The organism is Roseivirga sp., assembly GCF_034669765.1.
In the GTDB taxonomy this organism is placed as follows: domain Bacteria; phylum Bacteroidota; class Bacteroidia; order Cytophagales; family Cyclobacteriaceae; genus Roseivirga.
The window spans coordinates 61,973-80,465 of record NZ_JAXMOQ010000001.1 but is presented as its reverse complement, the minus strand read 5'-3'; the positions used below and the strand labels follow the sequence as shown (position 1 = coordinate 80,465).

Below are 18,493 nucleotides of genomic sequence, written 5' to 3'. Positions count from 1 at the left end.
GATTGAAAGCATAGGGAAAAATGATTATCGTTCCTGTGGAAATGGCCCGTCATTAAACCTTGCTTTTACAAGCACAATTTCTCTCAATTACGGTTTCCATGAAAATTCAAGAAGTTGTTTAGCCTCTACCGTTTTAAAATGTATACCTGAAAAATAAGTGTAGCGTTTGGGGGTACTTCACGAGTGCCTTCTGAGCCATAGGCCATTCTTGCAGGCACTTTTATAAACCCATTGTCGCCTTCTTGAAAATATTTGAGACCGTCCTGAAAACCATCAATCAAGTCACTCTTTTTTAGGTTGATGCCGATTGGCCTTTTTGTTCTAAAAGAGCTGTCAATCTCTTTCCCATTCAGTAAATAAGTAGCGTAATGTAAAACCATGTCACTGGGCTCTAATATAGGTTCAGTATAGATTTCTCCTTTCACTTTCGAAAGCCCCAGGTTATTTTTAACCTCAATCCATGTCATGCTGTTAAATTGATATTCTCTTATTTTTTCAAATTTTTCTTCTGGGTTTTCATTGGTTATAACTTCACCGCTTTCATCCCATTCTTTTAACTGAACTAATATCCCACGATCGTTATATTTCTCCTCTCGTTTTTTAGAACCGTCTTCATACCAAAAGGAATGCTTGCCAATTTTTATTCCGTCTGCCATTCTGCCCTGGTACTTCTTCTCACCATTTTCATACTTCTCTACCGTTCTTTGAGCAAGGACCGATGTTGTCTGAAAGGTCAGGAATAGGCAAATACTGAAGGTGTAAAGGAATGACTTCATGGTTAAATTCTTTTTTTCAAAATAAGAATAATTTACAGAAAGGTCTCAGAAAAGAGAGTTTATGACTTTAATGCTTGAGAGAAGAGTTCATTATTCTCCACTCAAACAAAAAAAGAGCAGCCATTGGCTGCTCTTTTCGAGGGTCAATACATTTAAACTTCTAAGCCCTTATAAATCGAACTTAATGCCTTGCGCTAAAGGTAGCTCAGTAGAATAATTCAACGTGTTGGTTTGTCTACGCATGTAAGCTTTCCAAGCATCTGAACCAGACTCTCGTCCTCCGCCAGTTTCTTTTTCACCACCAAATGCACCACCAATTTCGGCACCCGAAGTACCAATGTTTACGTTGGCAATTCCACAATCGGAACCTACCGCAGAAAGGAATTGATGTGCATCACGCATACTGTTGGTCATAATGGCTGAAGACAATCCTTGCAAGACTCCATTTTGAATAGCAATGGCATCATGTACATCACCTGTGTACTTTATGATGTATAATATGGGTGCAAAGGTTTCTGACTGAACGATCTCAAAGCTATTTTCAGCTTCAATGATACATGGCTTTACGTAGCAGCCGCTTTCGAAACCTTCACCAGAAAGCACTCCTCCTTCAACCAATACCTTGCCGCCTTCAGCTTTTGCTGCTTCAATGGCTTTATTATAATTATTTACTGAATCTTTGTCGATAACAGGACCAACGTGGTTCTTTTCGTCCAATGGATTCCCAATTCTCAACTGACCGTAAGCACCAACAACAGCGTCTCTTACCTTATCATAAATATCTTCGTGAACAATCAATCTACGAGTTGAAGTACATCTTTGACCAGCAGTTCCTACAGCACCAAATACAGCACCGATTACCGTCATTTTAATGTCAGCATCTGGTGTTACGATAATTGCATTGTTACCTCCCAACTCCAGAATAGACTTCCCTAAACGAGCCGCTACAGTCTGACCTACGATTTTACCCATACGTATTGATCCTGTTGCCGAGATTAATGGCACACGCCCATCTTGTGTCATCCATGAGCCTACTTTGTAGTCACCGTTAATTAAACAGCTGATACCTTCTGGTAAATCGTTTTCTTTTAATACTTCAGCAATTATATTTTGACAAGCGACACCTGTTAATGGTGTTTTCTCTGAAGGCTTCCAGACACATACATCTCCACAAACCCAAGCCAAAGCGGTATTCCACGCCCAAACCGCTACAGGGAAATTAAAGGCTGAAATTATCCCTACAATACCAAGTGGATGATATTGCTCTTGCATATGGTGCAATGGTCGTTCTGACTTAATAGTAAGCCCATGCAACTGACGAGAAAGGCCCACGGCAAAATCGCAGATGTCGATCATTTCTTGTACTTCGCCTAAACCTTCCTGATAAGATTTGCCCATTTCATAGGAAACTAGCTTACCCAAGTCCGCTTTACGCTCTCTTAATTTTTGACCGAATTGTCGAACAATTTCTCCTCTTAAAGGTGCCGGAGCGTCTCTCCAATTCTTAAAAGCAGCCTGAGCTGTTTCAATCACTTTATCGTACTGAGCTTGTGTTGTCACACTCACCTTACCTATTAGCGCGCCATCTACAGGGGAATAAGATTCTAAAAAATCATTTCCGCCATGAGACTGCAAGCCTGTAGAGGTTCCATTGTTTTCAGCTGCTACACCTAGGTTTTTTAGGGCCTCAGTAAGACCAAATTCAGTTTGAATATTCATAATATTTTATCTGTCAATTAATAGAATCCATAGTTACGGGAATTTTCAAAGGACTGCAAAAAAGGCCTCGACTAATTCAGAATAAAACAAAAAAGCCAAACCTAGATAGGCTTGGCTTTTGAATATTTGGCATTAACGTTTACCAAGTAATTCTATAATATTCTTTTTCTCCGTTAGGGTATTTACCCATTACAAAGAAGTCTTTTGTTTTAGTGTCAATAATTTTCTGAAACTGCTCTAAGCTTGTTATGTCGTCATCACCCACCTTAGTTATGATAAAGTCTTCTTTCACACCACTTGCCTTCCAAGCTCCTTCTTCCAGTTTTGATAATTGAACACCAGCCTCAATTTTCAAACTCCGTTTCAACTCGTTGGTCAAGTCCTTAAATTCGGCTCCTTCTATTTCGTATTTTAATGTGTTTTCCGAAAAATCTCCTTCTTTTTCTAAAACCAACTCTGGCTCATTAAGCTCTATGGCCGCTAAAGATTCTCTATTCTGAAGTTTAAGAGAGGTTTCCTTGTCGTCACCTTTTCTTTTAAAACTAATAGAAACCGCGTCTCCTGGTCGTTTTCTAGCAATTAATTCCTGTAACTGACTTGTGGTTTTCACGAGCTTCCCATCTACTCCAGTAATCACATCCTCTTCTTTTAAACCGGCTTCATCTGCCGCTCCTCCAGGCGAAATCCCCATAATGCGGACACCCGAAAGTTCTACCGTACCTACACCATCTGCATCTCGAATGGTAACACCCAATAGTCCTCTTTTCACCTCTCCAAATTCAAGTAAATCATCCATTACTTTTTTGACTAGAATGGATGGAACAGCAAAAGAATAGCCACTAAACGTACCTGTATTTGTAGCAATTGCGGTATTGATACCAATAAGTTCTCCTTGTAAATTTACCAATGCTCCTCCACTATTGCCGCGATTTACTACCGCATCGGTTTGTAAAAAAGACTCAATTCCATAACGATTCTGATTCTCTACTCCTGAAATCAGGTTGATATTTCTTGCCTTGGCACTAATTATGCCTGCTGTCACTGTGTTATTCAAATCGAAAGGATTGCCCACTGCCAAAACCCATTCTCCAACCTCCAGTTGATCTGAATTACCAAAATCTATATAGGGCATATTCTCCGCCCTTATCTTGATAAGCGCTAAGTCAGTATCAGGATCAGTGCCTATTATTTCAGCCTTAAGTCTTCTATTATCGTCCAGCCTAACCTCAAGCTCATCGGCCCCTTCCACTACATGATAATTAGTGGTAATATATCCATCTTCTGAAATCAGAACGCCTGAGCCTGTTGATTCTCTAAATTTAACTCCATTCCTAAGCAATCTTCTCCAGCGACTGGATGTTCCTTTAATTTCTTCTCGATTGGTAATATGAACTACAGCTGGAACAATTTTTCTAGAAGCTTCAATAAAATTAACCCCAGCTGGCACCGAATAATCGTGAGGCTCATCGCTGATGGTACCAAAACTAGTCGCTACTGAATTAGAACGGCTTAATGAAAAAGAGCCATTAATACCATCACCACCGCCCAAAAAACTAATCCCTACCAAAACAACTAGGCCGCCTAGTAGCGAAGAGGCCAACATGCCCAGAATAAACTGTCTCTTACTCATAAAATCATGACTTTAAGATTTACCTTTTCCAAAATCACTAACGCAATCTGAATACAGGTGTTCTAATTTATTTAATTTAAAGCAAGAATTAACCCCTTTTAACAAAAAAAGAACCCCAATTATTGAGGCTCTTCAATCTACACAACCAAACTCAATTACTTCACTGTTATTTTAGACTCTACTTTTTTTGTTTCATCCTTAGGGATTCTTAACGCTAGGATTCCATTCTCATAAGCAGCCTCAATTCCTTTTTCATCAATGTTATCTGGAAGCTGGAAGCTCTTAAAGAACTTTCCATATTCAGTTTGAATAGAAATGAAATTCTTCTCTTTGTTTTCCTTTTCTAGCTTACGCTCACCAGCAATACTCAACTTTCCTTCTTTCAAATCAATGTTGAAATCGCCTTTACTAAAACCAGGTACTGCTACCTGAATCTCAAATGCCGAGGCTGTTTCAGCGATGTCTACTTTTGGGGAAAAAGCATTCGGGCTTTTCTGTGAGGAATCATTAAAGAATCGATCAAAAAGAAGATCTACTGATGCCGGACCAAACCATTCTGGATTTCTCTTAACTAAGTTCATATCGTTTATATTTTTAAGTTTATGTTTCATTTTCTCTCCTATAATTCAAAACTGTACCAATCGGTTTTTGCCCTAAATTTACGCCACTATGTCCGAATTAATTGATCTTGGTTTTATTTATAAGACATAATGTCTTGAAATGATAGTTTTTTAGGCGGTTATGTTGATACGAAAAGAATCTCTATTTTTAACTTTTGCGAGTTTATGAAATCAGAACTTAGTAACAAGCTAAAGGCTTTTGGCCCAGGAATACTTTTTGCCAGCACCTGTATAGGCGTTTCTCATTTGGTTCAATCAACGAGGGCAGGAGCCGACTTTGGCTTCCAGTTGGTAGCCTTCATTTTGTTGGCTAATCTTTTTAAATATCCCTTCTTCGAATTCGGTTCCCGCTTTGCGGCAGCCACAAAAAAGAACCTACTCGAAGGTTATTTGGCCGAGGGCAAATGGGTATTGTGGGTGTATTTCATTTTGAGCTTGGCCTCCATGTTCACCGTTACCGCAGCAGTTACTTTTGTTACGGCTGGTATGTTTAACAACCTTACTGGAGTGATCTTAAATCCTGCTTATGTTTCGGGAATCATCTTGGTCATCTGTACCCTGATTTTAGCATTGGGAAAATACAGCATACTCGACACACTTCTTAAAGTAATAGGCTCAGTATTATTGATCTCAACCTTGGTTGCGTTTTTTGGAGCGCTTTCTAAAGGACAAGTTACTCCTGTTGAGAATTTTGTTCCAAAAGATATTTTTGAACGCGACAGTATTATTTTCATTATTGCCCTGATGGGATGGATGCCAACCGCAGTCGATCTTTCCACTTGGAATAGCCTTTGGACGATTGAAAGAATGAAGCAAACAGGCTACATCCCTAAGTTAAAAGAAGTGCTTGCCGACTTCAACTTTGGATACATCATTACGGCAGTCTTAGCCATTTGCTTCCTGACATTAGGGGCAAAAGTAATGTATGGAACTGGCGTAGAGTTATCTGATAACTCAACTGTTTTCTCAGACCAAGTTGTGACGCTTTACACTTCAGCACTAGGCGACTGGGCTTATTTCATCATTGCCATTGCAGCCTTTAGTGTGATGTTCAGTACTACCATCACTGTTGTGGATGGCTTTGGTAGGGCCATGGGAGAGACTACGCGATTGCTATTTTTCAAAAAAGCAGATGCTAAAAGCACTTATACATGGATGATGATTATTGTTTCGGCCATTTCTTTTCTATTTATTCTGCTGCTGTCATCCAATTTAAAAGACTTGGTTGACCTCGCCACCACACTATCTTTTGTTATCGCTCCTATTATCGCAATAATTAATTATCGAGTAATTACTTCCAAGCAGGTTCCAGAAGACTATAAACCAGGGAAGAAACTGCTTTTACTGGCCAAAAGTGGCATTGTCTTCCTCACCGTTTTTGCGATCATTTATATCGTGGTGTACTTCTTTTTATAATCTTGAAAAAAAAGTCAATAAGGTATTGGAATATATTTAACCAAGCACTAATATTGCACTCCGTTTCGCAAGAAGAGTGAGACAAACCAGGAAATTCCTCCTTAGCTCAGCTGGTTAGAGCATCTGACTGTTAATCAGAGGGTCCTTGGTTCGAGTCCAAGAGGAGGAGCTTAAAAATCAGAAGGGTCAGCAGCAATGTTGACCCTTTTCTTTTGTGGATACATTCATCTTAATTGGCTTTTCTTGTTTTAGCCCTGACTAAAGAAATACTCCCATATTTTTTTCGTTATTTTTGAGCGATGCAAAAAATCATTCTTTTCATATTCTTAATTGCCTCCCCGGTACTCCTCGTTGCGCAAAATGCGAAGGAAAAAAAGAATGAAAAGGCGAAAACCGAAGAAATAGACAAACCCGATATTTCAATAGACTTAGCCCCCGAAGACACACTGGCCGATGTAGACTTGAAAGTTAAAAAAAACACCTTCTATGGTGAAAAAACCAAAAGGAGATGGACTGTGGCGGATGTGCAAGGACGTACTCAAATCGAAGATTTTTATACCCTAAAAGAAGCTGTTGAGGTGGATGCATACGCTCCCAATGTATATGTTTATGATCACGATAAAAGGCAAATTGTAAATGCGAAAACACGGGCAGGTTTGGTAGAAGATGTGTTACATGGCCCTTATAAAAGACTCATCAACGACAAAGTGGTGGAAGAAGGCATGTACTTTCACGGAGTAAAGCATGAAAGGTGGCTGAACCTAACAAGAGATCAAATGCTAACTGACAAAGAGCATTATTCAAAAGGCTGGTATAGAGACTCAGAGATTACCTATTACGATCCTGAAAAGACCAAGGTAAAGGAAGTCATCCCTATTCAGTACGGAAAGAAAGAGGGCACCTATTATTACTTTTATGAAAATGGGCGTGTTGCAGTGCGTGGTTATTATGAGTTTGATAAGAAAATAGGTATTTGGACAGAGTACTATAATACCACACGGGTGATTGCCAAACGCGAAATCCAGTTTGCTCCCGATCCTTATCAAAAGCGTTTTAGAACGTATGTTCGAAAAGAATGGGATAGGTTTGCCAATCCGCTTTACGAATCTCCTAAAATAAAATAAGTCCTACCGTCTAATAAAAGGCATCTTCAAAGTGCTCAACCTCTTCAGTGGCTCCCTTTTTATAAATGGCTATAATGTCAAAGCGAATATCGCCATGCCAGTCTTCATCCAATATGAAAGCCTCAGAGGCCTTTAAGATCGACTGCTCTTGGCGCTTTGAAACGAAGGTTTCTGGCGGGCCAAAAGCTTTACTCGACCTAGATTTTACTTCTACAAAAACCAACAGCCCAGACTTTGAGCAAATAATATCAATTTCAGACTTTTTATGTCTGAAATTCCGATGTAAAATTTGATAGCCCTTCTTCTCCAGAAAGGCTACGGCTAAATCTTCTCCTTTTTTTCCAAACGATTGCATTGTATCGAAACAAGTCCTCCTTAATTTAGGGATTATATAGTTGATGTCAATTCAAAAACACAATGATGCTTCAATCCATTAATCCTACCCAAACTAAATCGTGGACAGCGCTCTCCGAGCACTATAGTGTATTGGCTGATACGCACATGAAGCAATTGTTTTCTAAAGATCCTAAACGTTTTGAGAGATTCTCCATTCGATTTAACGACATCTTAATTGACTATTCTAAAAATAGAATTACTAAAGAAACACTAAAACTACTGCTTAGCTTGGCAGAAGAATGTCAATTGAAAAATGCAATTGACGCAATGTTTAACGGAGAAGCCATCAACCAAACCGAAGGCAGGTCAGTGCTCCATACTGCGCTTCGAAACCAATCAAAGGAGCCAGTATTAGTACACGGTAAGGATATAATGCCCGAAGTCAAAAGTGCCTTGGCCAAAATGAAGGTTTTCGCCAATAAAGTAACCGAAGGCAAATGGATTGGGCATACCGGAAAGCCGATTAAGTATGTTGTTAATATAGGCATTGGAGGCTCAGATTTGGGGCCAGTAATGGTTACCGAAGCACTAAAGAGTTATAATGTTTTTGGTATTGAGGCACATTTCGTTTCAAATGTAGACGGCACTCATATTTCTGAGGTTTTAAAGAAGGTGAATGCAGAAGAAACCTTGTTTGTGATTGCCTCAAAGACTTTTGCCACTCAAGAAACCATGGCCAACGCCAATACGGCAAAAGCATGGTTTTTAAGACAAGGAGGAAATCAAACTGATATAGCCAAACATTTTGTTGCCATTTCCACCAATGAAGAGTCAGTGGTGAATTTTGGTATCGACCCAGATAACATGTTTGTTTTTTGGGATTGGGTCGGTGGCCGTTATTCTTTATGGTCGTCTATTGGGCTTTCCATTGCCTGCACCATTGGATACAATAATTTTGAGCAGTTATTGATTGGTGCCTTCGAAATGGATGAACATTTTAGAAAGACACCTTTCGAAAAAAATGCTCCAGTCATTCTCGCCTTGCTTGGTGTTTGGTATGCCAATTTCTTTGGGGCCAACACTGAAGCAATTTTACCCTATGATCAATACATGCACCGTTTTGCTGCCTATTTTCAGCAAGGAAGTATGGAGAGTAATGGAAAGTCGGTGGATAGATCGGGACAGAAAATCAATTATCAGACAGGTCCAATTGTATGGGGAGAGCCTGGCACAAATGGCCAACACGCCTTCTACCAGCTTATTCACCAAGGCACAAAATTAATTCCTTGCGATTTTATTGCTCCAGCCATTAGCCAAAATCCAATAGGTAATCATCATTCCATTTTGCTTTCAAATTTCTTTGCGCAAACCGAAGCACTCATGAATGGTAAATCGTATGATGAAGTGGCCAATGAGTTGGCCAAAGCTGAAAAATCAGAAACTGAAATTAAAGAAACAGCACCATTTAAAGTGTTTGAAGGAAATAATCCCACCAATTCAATTCTGGTCAAAAAACTCAACCCAAAAACACTAGGCTCCCTTATCGCCCTTTATGAACACAAAATCTTCGTGCAAGGAATTATTTGGAATATCTTTAGTTTTGATCAATGGGGGGTAGAATTGGGCAAAATGTTGGCATCAAAGATTCTGCCTGAACTACAAAATGAAAGTCCCGTACAAAGCCATGATAGTTCCACCAATGGTTTGATCAACACATACAAATTAATGATTCGAGATGATGGCTGATAAAAAATACCTCTACCCATTAAAGTTCGATACCATTTTCAAAGAGAAAATCTGGGGAGGGACAAAAATAAGAGATGTATTAGGCAAAGATTTTTCGCCTCTTAAAAATTGTGGTGAAACTTGGGAAATATCAGGCGTTGAAGGAAATCTATCTAAAGTAAGCGAGGGACCGCTTCAAGGCATGACTATCCCAGAAATAACTGCCTTGTTTAAAGAAGAATTCGTTGGCAAGAAAGTTTACAAGAAGTATGGCAATAGTTTTCCATTACTCATCAAGTTTATCGATGCTGCTAAGGATTTAAGCATTCAAGTTCATCCGAATGACAAACTCGCCAAGGAAAGACATAACTCATTGGGAAAAACAGAAATGTGGTATGTAATGCAAGCCGATAAAGGCGCTAAACTCATTAGTGGCTTCAGCAAGAATACTTCAAAAGAAGAATACTTAGATTACTTGAATAGCGGTAGCTTACTAGATATTCTGAATGAAGAGCCAGTTAAGACTGGAGACGCATTTTACTTACCCGCAGGAAGGGTGCACACCATTGGTAAAGGGCTGTTAATTGCTGAGATTCAGCAGGCTTCAGATATTACCTATCGAATATATGATTTCGACAGAATAGATAAGCAAGGAAGCAAACGAGAACTACATAGGGAAGAGGCCATTGAGGCTTTAGATTATAATGCATATTCCAACTACAAAATTCAAGTTAAAAAAAGCCTCAACGAGGTGGTTCCTTTGGTGGAATCTGAATACTTCCAAACCAACCTTTTAGATTTTTCAACTGGTATTATCCGCGAGCATTACAACAAAGACTCGTTCGTAATATATGTATGCGTTGAAGGTGAAGCAGAAATCACAACTTTGGGTCATACAGCAAAAATTAGCATTGGAAATGCAGTTTTAGTGCCACAAAAGTTTCCAGAAGTACACATTAAAACAAATTCTGGCTTTAAAATGTTGGAAACCTTCTTCCCTTAAGCTACTTTTGGCAATGGCTGGAAAAAAGAATATGAAAAACTTCGAAGCCACCTTCTTAAACCTAAAGGATGAGACTGTGGTGAAGAAAGAGTTTCCAGCGCGAAATCATACTTCAGCCCTACGTAAGGCGAACCGATTGATCACGAAAAATGTTCGTGTTTTATCTGTTGATCAAGTAGAGGCTACTGAAGTATCAGCTCAATAAATTGTGTGTAAAAAAGCTGTTCGCGTAAGACATGAATATTCTAACTAATAAGGCTGTTGAGGTAATCAATCTGGGTGCAGAGGATTATCAACGTGTATGGGATTACCAGGAAACTGTTTTTAAGAAAACAGTCGATCGGAAAATTGAAAATAGAAAGCTTGAAAAAGCTGAATTACAAACTCTTACAGACAACTATCTTATTCTGTGTGAACATCCTCATGTCTATACTCTTGGCAAAAGTGGGTCTATGGAAAACCTGCTCTTAGATGAGCATGGATTAGAAAAGCATTTTGCGAAATTTTATCGGATTAACAGAGGCGGTGATATTACATATCACGGTCCCGGTCAATTAGTTGCTTATCCGATAATTGATCTCGAAAATTTCTTCACAGATATTCATAAATATTTGAGATATCTGGAAGAAGCAGTAATCCTCACTCTACGGGAATATGACCTGAAAACGGGCCGTATTGATGGGCTTACAGGGGTCTGGGTAGACTTTGAAGAAGGCGCCCAAAATCCGCGTAAGATATGTGCAATGGGGGTAAAGACAAGCCGCTGGGTAACCATGCACGGCTTGGCCCTCAATGTTAACACCGATTTAAGCTATTTTAGCCACATAGTTCCTTGTGGCATAGACGACAAAGAAGTTACTTCTCTAAACAAAGAATTAGGCCATAACGTAGATATGGCAGAGATTCAGCAAAAATTAATTCACCATATTGCTGAAGTATTCCAAATGGAAATTCTTTGAGAAAGCATTACAAAAAACTTGGCATTACAATTACCCCAATCCTTTTGATTGCGGCTTTTTATTTTGTTTTCTCAGGTTCTTACTTCACTCCCAAATCATTAATCAATATTGCTAAACACGAAAAACACCGTGGCGTTTGCTGGGTGGGTAGCTCAAGAGAAGTTGCTGAATCTGAAATAAAAGCATTAGTTAAAAAAAATATTAACTGGATTTCGCAAACACCTTTTGGCTGGCAAAGCGGATATGACAATCCAGAAATTGGTGGAAACCACAGCCGAGGAGAACAAAATGGATGGTGGGGAGAAAGGGATGAAGGACTCAAAATGACCACCCAATACGCCAAAGAAAACGGTATTAAAACCATTCTAAAGCCTCATATATGGCTTCGCGATCAAGAGGGGAAATGGCGAGGCGAAATCAAAATGAAAACCGAAGAAGACTGGCTAAAATGGTTTTCGGCATATGAGGGATTTATACTTCACTATGCTCAAGTAGCGGAAGACGCTCAAATGGAAATGCTTTGTATTGGCACTGAATTACATCAAACCTGTATTGACAGAGAAGATGATTGGAGAAAGCTTATTGCTAAAATAAGAACCATTTATTCAGGCCCACTTACTTATGCTGCCAACTTTTCGGACGAATATCAAGATGTTAAATTTTGGGATGCACTGGACTATATAGGGGTTCAGGGCTACTTTCCACTAACAGACAAGGAAAACCCTACTGTAGAAGACCTTAGAAAAGGCTGGGCAAAACCACTTAAGGATTTGGAGGAATTCTCAATTCAGTATAATAAACCCATCCTCTTTACCGAAGTAGGCTATAAAAGCACCAAAGATGCTGGCATCGATCCTTGGGAATGGCCACAAAGAATCAATGCTGAAGAGCGGGAAAAGATATTTTCAGAAGAAACTCAGGCCAATGCTTATCAAGCCCTTTTTGATGAAGTAATGGATAAACCTTGGTTTGCGGGGGTACACATCTGGAAATGGTACCCAAACTATACGAACTCTAGGAATTCTAGCGAATTCAATATCGATTTCACCCCCCAACAGAAACAAGCCGAACAAGTCATCATCGATTCCTTCTCGAAATTCAAATAACCTACGGGTTTTAGTTCCTGATTATTAGTTTTGCATTCTCAAAAAGAAAGTCCTTCAAGAACTTGTTATGAAAAAAGACATCTTATTCCCTGAAGTAACCGGTGTTAAAATAGCAATTGCCAAAAGCACAAACAGTTTAGGTGAAAGCGAATGGCATGCCTATGTCATTAACAAAAACCTGATTGAACTGACGGATGTGCTCATAGTGTCCAAAGGACTAGAAAAAACAAATGGCGAAGGAAGGAAGACATCAACACTAAGGCATACTTTAGGAACCATCGAGGCCCAAAGCACAGCTCCTATTGAAATGATAAGCCCTGAAGTGTTTTCATTTCAAAATGAATTTTGGATCAGCTATTACATTGTTGGAGAGCTGTTCGATAAAAAATTCATAGTTGCTCCATTTATCGAATTCCAACTGGTAGACATTGAGGAGTTAGGCCTCAAAGGTATTTACGCCCAATAAATTTTGATAGGGTGTTGACGAAGCTAACCTTATTAATAACGTAGTTTGGAGAAAGCAAGCTTAGCCTTTTAAACTGATCGAAGATCATAAAGCACTATTGTCAGCAAAGTTTGATTGCCGCTTCTAATTTCATACATTCATTAGAGACTCAACCCGTTTGTTAAATTTTAAGCAATAGTTAAAGAAAAACTAATGGAACAATTTAGCCCAAACCACAAGCAGAATGAGTCTGGTAGAGAAAAAGTAAAAGTCACTTCTCAAAATTACAGTAAGCCGTTATCTACCGAAACAATGGCACATAAAAGAGTATCTGTTCAAGATATTATTGACGCCCATTATAAGCGAAGTAGGTAATACGCTATTTACAAGCATCCTTTCTTCTGGTGTCTACCAAGTAAATGATCTTCCAGCCCTTCTCTCCTTTATAAAGTTGAAAAGAATTGACTCCACAGTGTGAGAATTTTCCACCAAGATGAAATTCATAGGGTGTCCAAACGGATGCCATTGCACCATCAATCAAAATGCTGCTAAATTCAATCTGCTCATCCCAAACCTGATCATGCGGAGTTCCTACAGCATTTAAAAAATTCTTCAAGCCTCCGCCATCTCTCACTACTGTTTTCCCTGTTCTATCTTTGTCAATGCCTTGCATAATGGCATTATCTGCAAAAGCGAAACGGACCAAAGTACTATCTCCTTTTCTCATTCCGTCAAACATGGCCATGATGGTCTCTTTGATCATAGATTCATCCGACTGTGCTTTTAGTGGTGTAGTTTGGGTAAAGGCCAACATGATAAAGGTTATCCCCAGCGTTAAAATCGTTTTCATAATTTCTGCATTTCAAACAAGTTAAACATTCGTTCGAAAATAGTTGCCGAGCGTAAACCATTTTGATCGCTTTCTTAGTATAATATTTAGGTCGAAAACGTTTTAGGTTTACCTTTGCACAAACAAGTGAAATGGCTGATCCTTACATTAAAGCATTACACATAATTTTTATAGTCACCTGGTTTGCAGGGCTGTTTTATATTGTGAGGCTCTTTATTTATCAAGTTGAAGCTTCAGAAAAGCCAGAGCCAGACAGGTCCATTCTTGGCACTCAATTGAAGTTAATGTCCAACAGATTGTGGTTCATTATCACTTGGCCGTCAGCAATACTCACACTGTTTTTCGGAAGTTGGATGATCATCAGTAATCCCGCTATGCTCTCGCTTCCATTTATGCAGATTAAGCTCAGCTTTGTTCTGCTGTTATATGTTTATCATTTCGCTTGTCATAAGCTCTATAAACAGCTTCAAAACGACATTATAAAATACACTTCAATCCAACTGCGAATCTTTAATGAAATCGCCACAATTATCTTAATCTCAGTCGTCTTTTTAATCGTATTGAAGAATGAACTCAACTGGATTAAGGGGACGATAGGCTTTGTATTGGTAGCAGTACTTTTAATGTTGGGCATAAGAATTTACAAAAGAATAAGGAATCAAAACGAAGGAAGATAGTAGGTATGAAAAAGCAATTGGCAGTGATCATTTTAGTGTTTGCATTCGGATTTTCGGCATGTAACTCTCAGCAAAAATCTAAACTCCCTATTTTAGGAAGAACAGATTATATAGAAGCCAACGGAACAATAGACACGGTTTACCACACCATTCCAGATTACAGCTTTGTAGATCAGGATAGTGTAGAGGTAACGCCTAAAACCTTTGAAAACAAAGTGTATGTAGCCGACTTTTTCTTCGGTACTTGCCCAACCATTTGCCCTATTATGAAGCAGCAAATGCTTCGTATTTACGGCCGCTTCCAATCAAACCCTGAGTTCGGAATTATATCACACACCATCGATCCAGACCATGACACCGTTGCTTATTTAAAAGACTATTCGGAGCGACTTGGCATTATGGACAACAAAGTATGGCACTTTGTAACGGGTAATAAATCCGAAATCTATGAGCTGGGCACTGCAGCTGGGTACATGGTACAAGTGGGCGAAGATGAAACAGCAGAAGGCGGATACATCCATAGTGGTGCTTTTATTTTGATAGACAAAGAAAGACGAGTCAGAGGTTTTTATGATGGCACTGTAGCCTCATCTGTCGATATTCTGATGAATGACATCGACCGATTACTAAAGGAATACGAAGACGAATGAAAAAGCAGCTATTCTTATTCTCCCTCATTGTAGGTTTGGCTACGAGCTGCTCAGACAGTAAAAAAGCAGCAGATAACGAAACGCCAAGTAGTACGCTGAGCGGCTTTGATCAAAAGGAGACGCAGTACTATTCCAATGGGCGAAGGCTTTACAAAACCATATGCCAAAACTGCCACATGGAAAATGGAGAAGGGCTCGGCAGACTAATTCCGCCTTTGGCTAAATCTGATTTTCTGAAAAATAATAGAGCCGATTTACCTCGCATAGTAAAGTTCGGATTGCATGGCCCAATTTCGGTAAATGGGGTGGAGTTTAATCAGCCAATGCCAGCCAATCCTAAATTAACTGACATTGAAGTGGCCGAAATACTTACCTATGTAGGGAATACTTGGGGAAATGAGGTTGGAAGTTTCACTACTGAAGAAGTGATCAGTAGTCTTTCAGAAAAAGAGTAATCTTAGTTGTTTAAGGCTTTCTTGGCTTCAGCTATACTACTATTGATCTCTTCTCTCACCTTCTTCACTTTTTCTATTTCAGCATTAATAAAGGTTAGTTTCGCTTCTTCTGTAGATTCATTATTGACGTGCGGAGTAGAGTTGGTGCCCCAGTCGTTCATCCATTTCATCATGCCTGACTGCGCTTTCTCCAAGCTCAAGGCAATATCTCTAAGTTCATCAGGGTTTTCGCTGCCTTCAACTTTATCAAGCACCTTCTTTTTCAGTGACATTAACTCACCCATTTTGGGCATCACTTCATCGTGAATGGCAAAAACTTCCGTTTTCAGCGTTTCAAACTTGTCTTCCTTCTTGGCACAAGCAAAAACGAACAATACAATTACGAATAACGAAACAACTCTTTTCATAACAGGGAATAATTTTGCGTAAAGCTAACTTTTGACAAGTGAAGCCCCAAGCAATTTCATGAAGAATAAGCTAGTAACTATCGTAAGCCAAACCTGCAAAAACACCATCTGTTAAGATGTACATCAATTTGTCAGGATCTTTCTTATTCAATGCCAGTTTACCCCTAATTCTAATCCGTTTAGTGGTGTATTTGATTTGCTCTTTCATAGTCACTTCCATTACGGTTTCTGGGCCACCAGAACCACAAAAGAAGCATTCACTTATGGGCAGTGATGAAATAATTAATTGGGTGGGTTTAAACATCCCCTCAAAAGGGATGATATAACCGTCAATCTCCACTTCTTGACCTTCTACTGCCTGAATTTCTTTGCTAAATACAGGAAGGTACACATCGCCATATTCATCCTTAGAGATTTCATAGGTTACCTCTGTTAAGGTTTTCCATAGTTTCGCTCCAGAAATTTTCACCTCTTGAGCGTTAAGCCCAACCGATACAACTGTGGTTAATAGTACTGTCAATAATTTTTTCATGTCACTCTTGTGCTAATACTTTCGAAATATCTGTTCTGTATGCATTAAACGCTGGCAGAATTGAAGCCAAAACCCCTATGCCAACACTAATTAAGAAAACGTAGAATTCACCCTTCACCAAAACCATTCCTGAAATACCAATGGCATCGGATTTCTCATAAAGTCCCGTCAAGAATTCTACCAAACCGTGACCGAGAATAAAGCCTAAAACTCCACCAATCGTGGTGATGATGATGCCTTCAAAAATAACATGTACAAACAGCTTGCTTTTTGAAGCACCCAACGATCGCATAATAGCCAAATCGTACTTCCTGTCTTTCAGGGCATTATAAAGGGAAATGAAAATACTCAATCCCGCTATAACGATGATAATATACGCAAAGCTTTTGATCATGTTTACACCAATCCCCATTAACGAAAACAACCTTTGGGTTTCGAAAGCTGGTGAAGCAGCCTGCATATTGGTATTGCTGTTAATCATTCTGGGCATGGTAACTGCCCCCATGGCCGACCTAAACTGAATCAGCATAGAAGTAATTTCAGCATCAGGTCCACCTTCTGGCATGCCCGTTTCATAAGCAGAACCTAACACAGGTTGGTGGTCATGATCTGCTTCTTTCTCTCCCTCTTCTTCTGTATGATCATGCACCTGCCAAATGCTTTCAATATTGGTCAAAATTAGGTTGTCCAAGGCGGTGTTACTAGGTTCGAGAATGCCCACTACTTTATAGCTGGCCTCATCATGGTCAAGGTCCGTATCGCTTAAACCATGTGCTCCGAAAAACACATCACCTACCTTCAGTCCCAACTGCATGGCTACATTGGGTCCAATGGTGCATTCTAAATTGTATTTCCATAAAGCTCCTTCCGATAGAGCTCCCTCATAAAGCTTTACATAGTCATGGTTAGTCCCCACAATTCTAAAACCTTGATAATTGTCACCCAACGCCAAAGGAATGGCAGATTTCACCTGACGATTTCGGGTCAAAGCTTTGGCTTCATCTAATTTTATATTGCCTGTAGGGAAGTCAATGTGATATACATTGGCCAAAATCAACTGCAAGGGACTACCCTTAGCACCAACTACCAAATCAATTCCTCTCTTGTTCTTGGAAAGATTTTCCTCCAACTGAGAATTGAGAATCAACAATACCAAAATGATTGCAATCCCTAAACCCATCAGCAACACATTCAAAAATGTATTGAGGGGTTTGTCCTTTATGTATTTCCAACTAAGTAAAAACAGGTTCATTGCTCGTCCAGGTTTAGTTGTAAATCAAAAGCAGCCTTCACACGCTGATCGTGCGTGGCAATAATCAATGAGGCATTGTGATTTTCGGCCTGCTCTTTCAGCAGCTGAATTACACTGTTTGCATTGTCATCATCTAAACTTGCGGTAGGTTCATCGGCCAAAACCAAACGAGGCTTGTTCAGCAAAGCCCTGGCTATCGTCACCCTTTGCTGTTCTCCTTGGCTCAACTGTCTTACTTTAGAATTCAGTTTTTCGCCCAAATTCAAGGTGTCCAAAACTTCTTTGATACGCTGCTTATCCTGAGTCGTTCCAGAAAAATACTGCGCCAGTAAAAGGTTATCCTTTACGGTAAGTGCCGAAATTAAATGTGCTTTTTGAAAAACAAGGCCAATGTTTTGACCTCTGTACTTGTCCATTTCAGTGCCTGAAAGACCATATAAATCGGTATCGTCAATGAGCACCTTGCCCTGAGCAGGTTTTAATAGCCCACCAAGAATGTGGAGCAAGGTCGTTTTTCCGCTTCCTGACTTACCAAGAATCATCAGATGCTGTTTTTCCTTTATTTCCATATGGGAAATGGACAGAATTCGCTTTTCTGAATATCCGAAATTTAGGTTTTCTATGGTGATCATATCCCTTTCAAAAATTCAAATGCTAAGTAACCAACTTGTGCCTTAAAACGGTAACCGATGGTGGATTTCTAGCCAGAATAACCATTATAGCGCTCCTTCGTTTCAATGAAAGTCATTCCCCTTTTGAATGTCTCGAATTTTTAAGAATAAATAATACCTTTACAGCTTACTCAAAATTG

Annotated in this window: 22 protein-coding genes and 1 tRNA gene; 13 read left to right on the top strand and 10 right to left on the bottom strand. The window is 39.4% G+C overall.

Features of this window, described 5'->3' with window-relative positions:
• Positions 1-125: 125 nt before the first annotated feature.
• From VOI17_RS00430 to VOI17_RS00415, 4 genes are all read right to left on the bottom strand, one after another.
• Positions 126-776 carry an FKBP-type peptidyl-prolyl cis-trans isomerase gene (locus VOI17_RS00430; protein ID WP_323755262.1) on the bottom strand — a complete coding sequence of 217 codons (651 nt, stop codon included), beginning with the start codon at positions 774-776 and terminating at the stop codon, positions 126-128.
• 168 nt (positions 777-944) lie between these two features.
• A complete protein-coding gene (locus tag VOI17_RS00425) occupies positions 945-2,495 on the bottom strand; it encodes an aldehyde dehydrogenase family protein (protein ID WP_323755261.1) in 1,551 nt (516 codons plus the stop codon).
• A gap of 139 nt (positions 2,496-2,634) precedes the next feature.
• Positions 2,635-4,125 (bottom strand): S1C family serine protease, encoded by a 1,491-nt coding sequence (locus VOI17_RS00420; protein ID WP_323755260.1) that lies wholly within the window; start codon positions 4,123-4,125, stop codon positions 2,635-2,637.
• Positions 4,126-4,280: 155 nt separating this feature from the next.
• Positions 4,281-4,706 (bottom strand): Hsp20/alpha crystallin family protein, encoded by a 426-nt coding sequence (locus VOI17_RS00415; protein ID WP_323755259.1) that lies wholly within the window; start codon positions 4,704-4,706, stop codon positions 4,281-4,283.
• Positions 4,707-4,910: 204 nt separating this feature from the next.
• Here VOI17_RS00415 and VOI17_RS00410 point away from each other — a divergent pair, with 204 nt between their 5' ends.
• From VOI17_RS00410 to VOI17_RS00400, 3 genes are all read left to right on the top strand, one after another.
• The gene (locus tag VOI17_RS00410; RefSeq protein WP_323755258.1) at positions 4,911-6,161 is read left to right on the top strand and encodes an NRAMP family divalent metal transporter; all 1,251 of its coding nucleotides are present in this window, start codon (positions 4,911-4,913) and stop codon (positions 6,159-6,161) included.
• A 95-nt stretch (positions 6,162-6,256) separates the two neighbouring features.
• Positions 6,257-6,330 (top strand) — tRNA-Asn (locus VOI17_RS00405).
• 130 nt (positions 6,331-6,460) lie between these two features.
• Positions 6,461-7,285 carry a hypothetical protein gene (locus tag VOI17_RS00400; protein WP_323755257.1) on the top strand — a complete coding sequence of 275 codons (825 nt, stop codon included), beginning with the start codon at positions 6,461-6,463 and terminating at the stop codon, positions 7,283-7,285.
• 10 nt (positions 7,286-7,295) lie between these two features.
• On the opposite strand, the gene VOI17_RS00395 is transcribed toward VOI17_RS00400, so the two are convergent.
• Entirely contained in the window at positions 7,296-7,640 is a 345-nt protein-coding gene (locus VOI17_RS00395; protein WP_323755256.1) for a YraN family protein, read from the bottom strand.
• Positions 7,641-7,705: 65 nt separating this feature from the next.
• On the opposite strand from VOI17_RS00395, the gene pgi reads away from it, so the two are divergent.
• From pgi to VOI17_RS00360, 7 genes are all read left to right on the top strand, one after another.
• The gene (gene pgi / locus VOI17_RS00390; protein ID WP_323755255.1) at positions 7,706-9,367 is read left to right on the top strand and encodes a glucose-6-phosphate isomerase; all 1,662 of its coding nucleotides are present in this window, start codon (positions 7,706-7,708) and stop codon (positions 9,365-9,367) included.
• Positions 9,357-10,349 carry a type I phosphomannose isomerase catalytic subunit gene (locus tag VOI17_RS00385; RefSeq protein WP_323755254.1) on the top strand — a complete coding sequence of 331 codons (993 nt, stop codon included), beginning with the start codon at positions 9,357-9,359 and terminating at the stop codon, positions 10,347-10,349. Before pgi ends, VOI17_RS00385 begins: the two co-directional genes overlap by 11 nt.
• A gap of 13 nt (positions 10,350-10,362) precedes the next feature.
• A complete protein-coding gene (locus VOI17_RS00380; protein ID WP_068409948.1) occupies positions 10,363-10,554 on the top strand; it encodes a hypothetical protein in 192 nt (63 codons plus the stop codon).
• A gap of 31 nt (positions 10,555-10,585) precedes the next feature.
• Positions 10,586-11,308 carry a lipoyl(octanoyl) transferase LipB gene (lipB, locus tag VOI17_RS00375; RefSeq protein ID WP_323755253.1) on the top strand — a complete coding sequence of 241 codons (723 nt, stop codon included), beginning with the start codon at positions 10,586-10,588 and terminating at the stop codon, positions 11,306-11,308.
• Positions 11,305-12,414, top strand: coding sequence for a glycoside hydrolase family 113 (locus tag VOI17_RS00370; protein ID WP_323755252.1), 1,110 nt, complete (start codon positions 11,305-11,307; stop codon positions 12,412-12,414). Before lipB ends, VOI17_RS00370 begins: the two co-directional genes overlap by 4 nt.
• Positions 12,415-12,481: 67 nt before the next feature.
• A complete protein-coding gene (locus tag VOI17_RS00365; RefSeq protein WP_323755251.1) occupies positions 12,482-12,880 on the top strand; it encodes a hypothetical protein in 399 nt (132 codons plus the stop codon).
• Positions 12,881-13,072: 192 nt separating this feature from the next.
• Positions 13,073-13,234 carry a hypothetical protein gene (locus VOI17_RS00360; protein ID WP_323755250.1) on the top strand — a complete coding sequence of 54 codons (162 nt, stop codon included), beginning with the start codon at positions 13,073-13,075 and terminating at the stop codon, positions 13,232-13,234.
• 4 nt (positions 13,235-13,238) lie between these two features.
• Here VOI17_RS00360 and VOI17_RS00355 read toward each other — a convergent pair whose 3' ends face one another.
• Positions 13,239-13,709: a nuclear transport factor 2 family protein gene (locus tag VOI17_RS00355; RefSeq protein ID WP_323755249.1), complete on the bottom strand. Its 471-nt coding sequence runs from the start codon at positions 13,707-13,709 to the stop codon at positions 13,239-13,241.
• Positions 13,710-13,840: 131 nt separating this feature from the next.
• On the opposite strand from VOI17_RS00355, the gene VOI17_RS00350 reads away from it, so the two are divergent.
• Genes VOI17_RS00350 through VOI17_RS00340 form a run of 3 tightly spaced genes read left to right on the top strand, consistent with a single transcriptional unit; the run spans position 13,841 to position 15,491 of the window.
• The gene (locus VOI17_RS00350) at positions 13,841-14,386 is read left to right on the top strand and encodes a CopD family protein (RefSeq protein ID WP_323755248.1); all 546 of its coding nucleotides are present in this window, start codon (positions 13,841-13,843) and stop codon (positions 14,384-14,386) included.
• A gap of 5 nt (positions 14,387-14,391) precedes the next feature.
• Complete coding sequence (locus tag VOI17_RS00345; RefSeq protein WP_323755247.1) at positions 14,392-15,036, top strand: SCO family protein; 645 nt, start codon at positions 14,392-14,394, stop codon at positions 15,034-15,036.
• Positions 15,033-15,491 (top strand): cytochrome c, encoded by a 459-nt coding sequence (locus tag VOI17_RS00340; protein WP_323755246.1) that lies wholly within the window; start codon positions 15,033-15,035, stop codon positions 15,489-15,491. The genes VOI17_RS00345 and VOI17_RS00340 overlap by 4 nt, the downstream gene beginning before the upstream one ends.
• Before the next feature lie 2 nt (positions 15,492-15,493).
• On the opposite strand, the gene VOI17_RS00335 is transcribed toward VOI17_RS00340, so the two are convergent.
• The 4 genes from VOI17_RS00335 to VOI17_RS00320 form a co-directional block, all read right to left on the bottom strand.
• On the bottom strand, positions 15,494-15,898 hold the full coding sequence (locus VOI17_RS00335) for a hypothetical protein (RefSeq protein WP_323755245.1): 405 nt from the start codon (positions 15,896-15,898) through the stop codon (positions 15,494-15,496).
• A 70-nt stretch (positions 15,899-15,968) separates the two neighbouring features.
• On the bottom strand, positions 15,969-16,430 hold the full coding sequence (locus VOI17_RS00330; RefSeq protein ID WP_323755244.1) for a hypothetical protein: 462 nt from the start codon (positions 16,428-16,430) through the stop codon (positions 15,969-15,971).
• Position 16,431: 1 nt separating this feature from the next.
• A complete protein-coding gene (locus VOI17_RS00325; RefSeq protein WP_323755243.1) occupies positions 16,432-17,682 on the bottom strand; it encodes an ABC transporter permease in 1,251 nt (416 codons plus the stop codon).
• Entirely contained in the window at positions 17,679-18,314 is a 636-nt protein-coding gene (locus VOI17_RS00320; RefSeq protein ID WP_323755242.1) for an ABC transporter ATP-binding protein, read from the bottom strand. The genes VOI17_RS00325 and VOI17_RS00320 overlap by 4 nt, the downstream gene beginning before the upstream one ends.
• Positions 18,315-18,493: the final 179 nt, after the last annotated feature.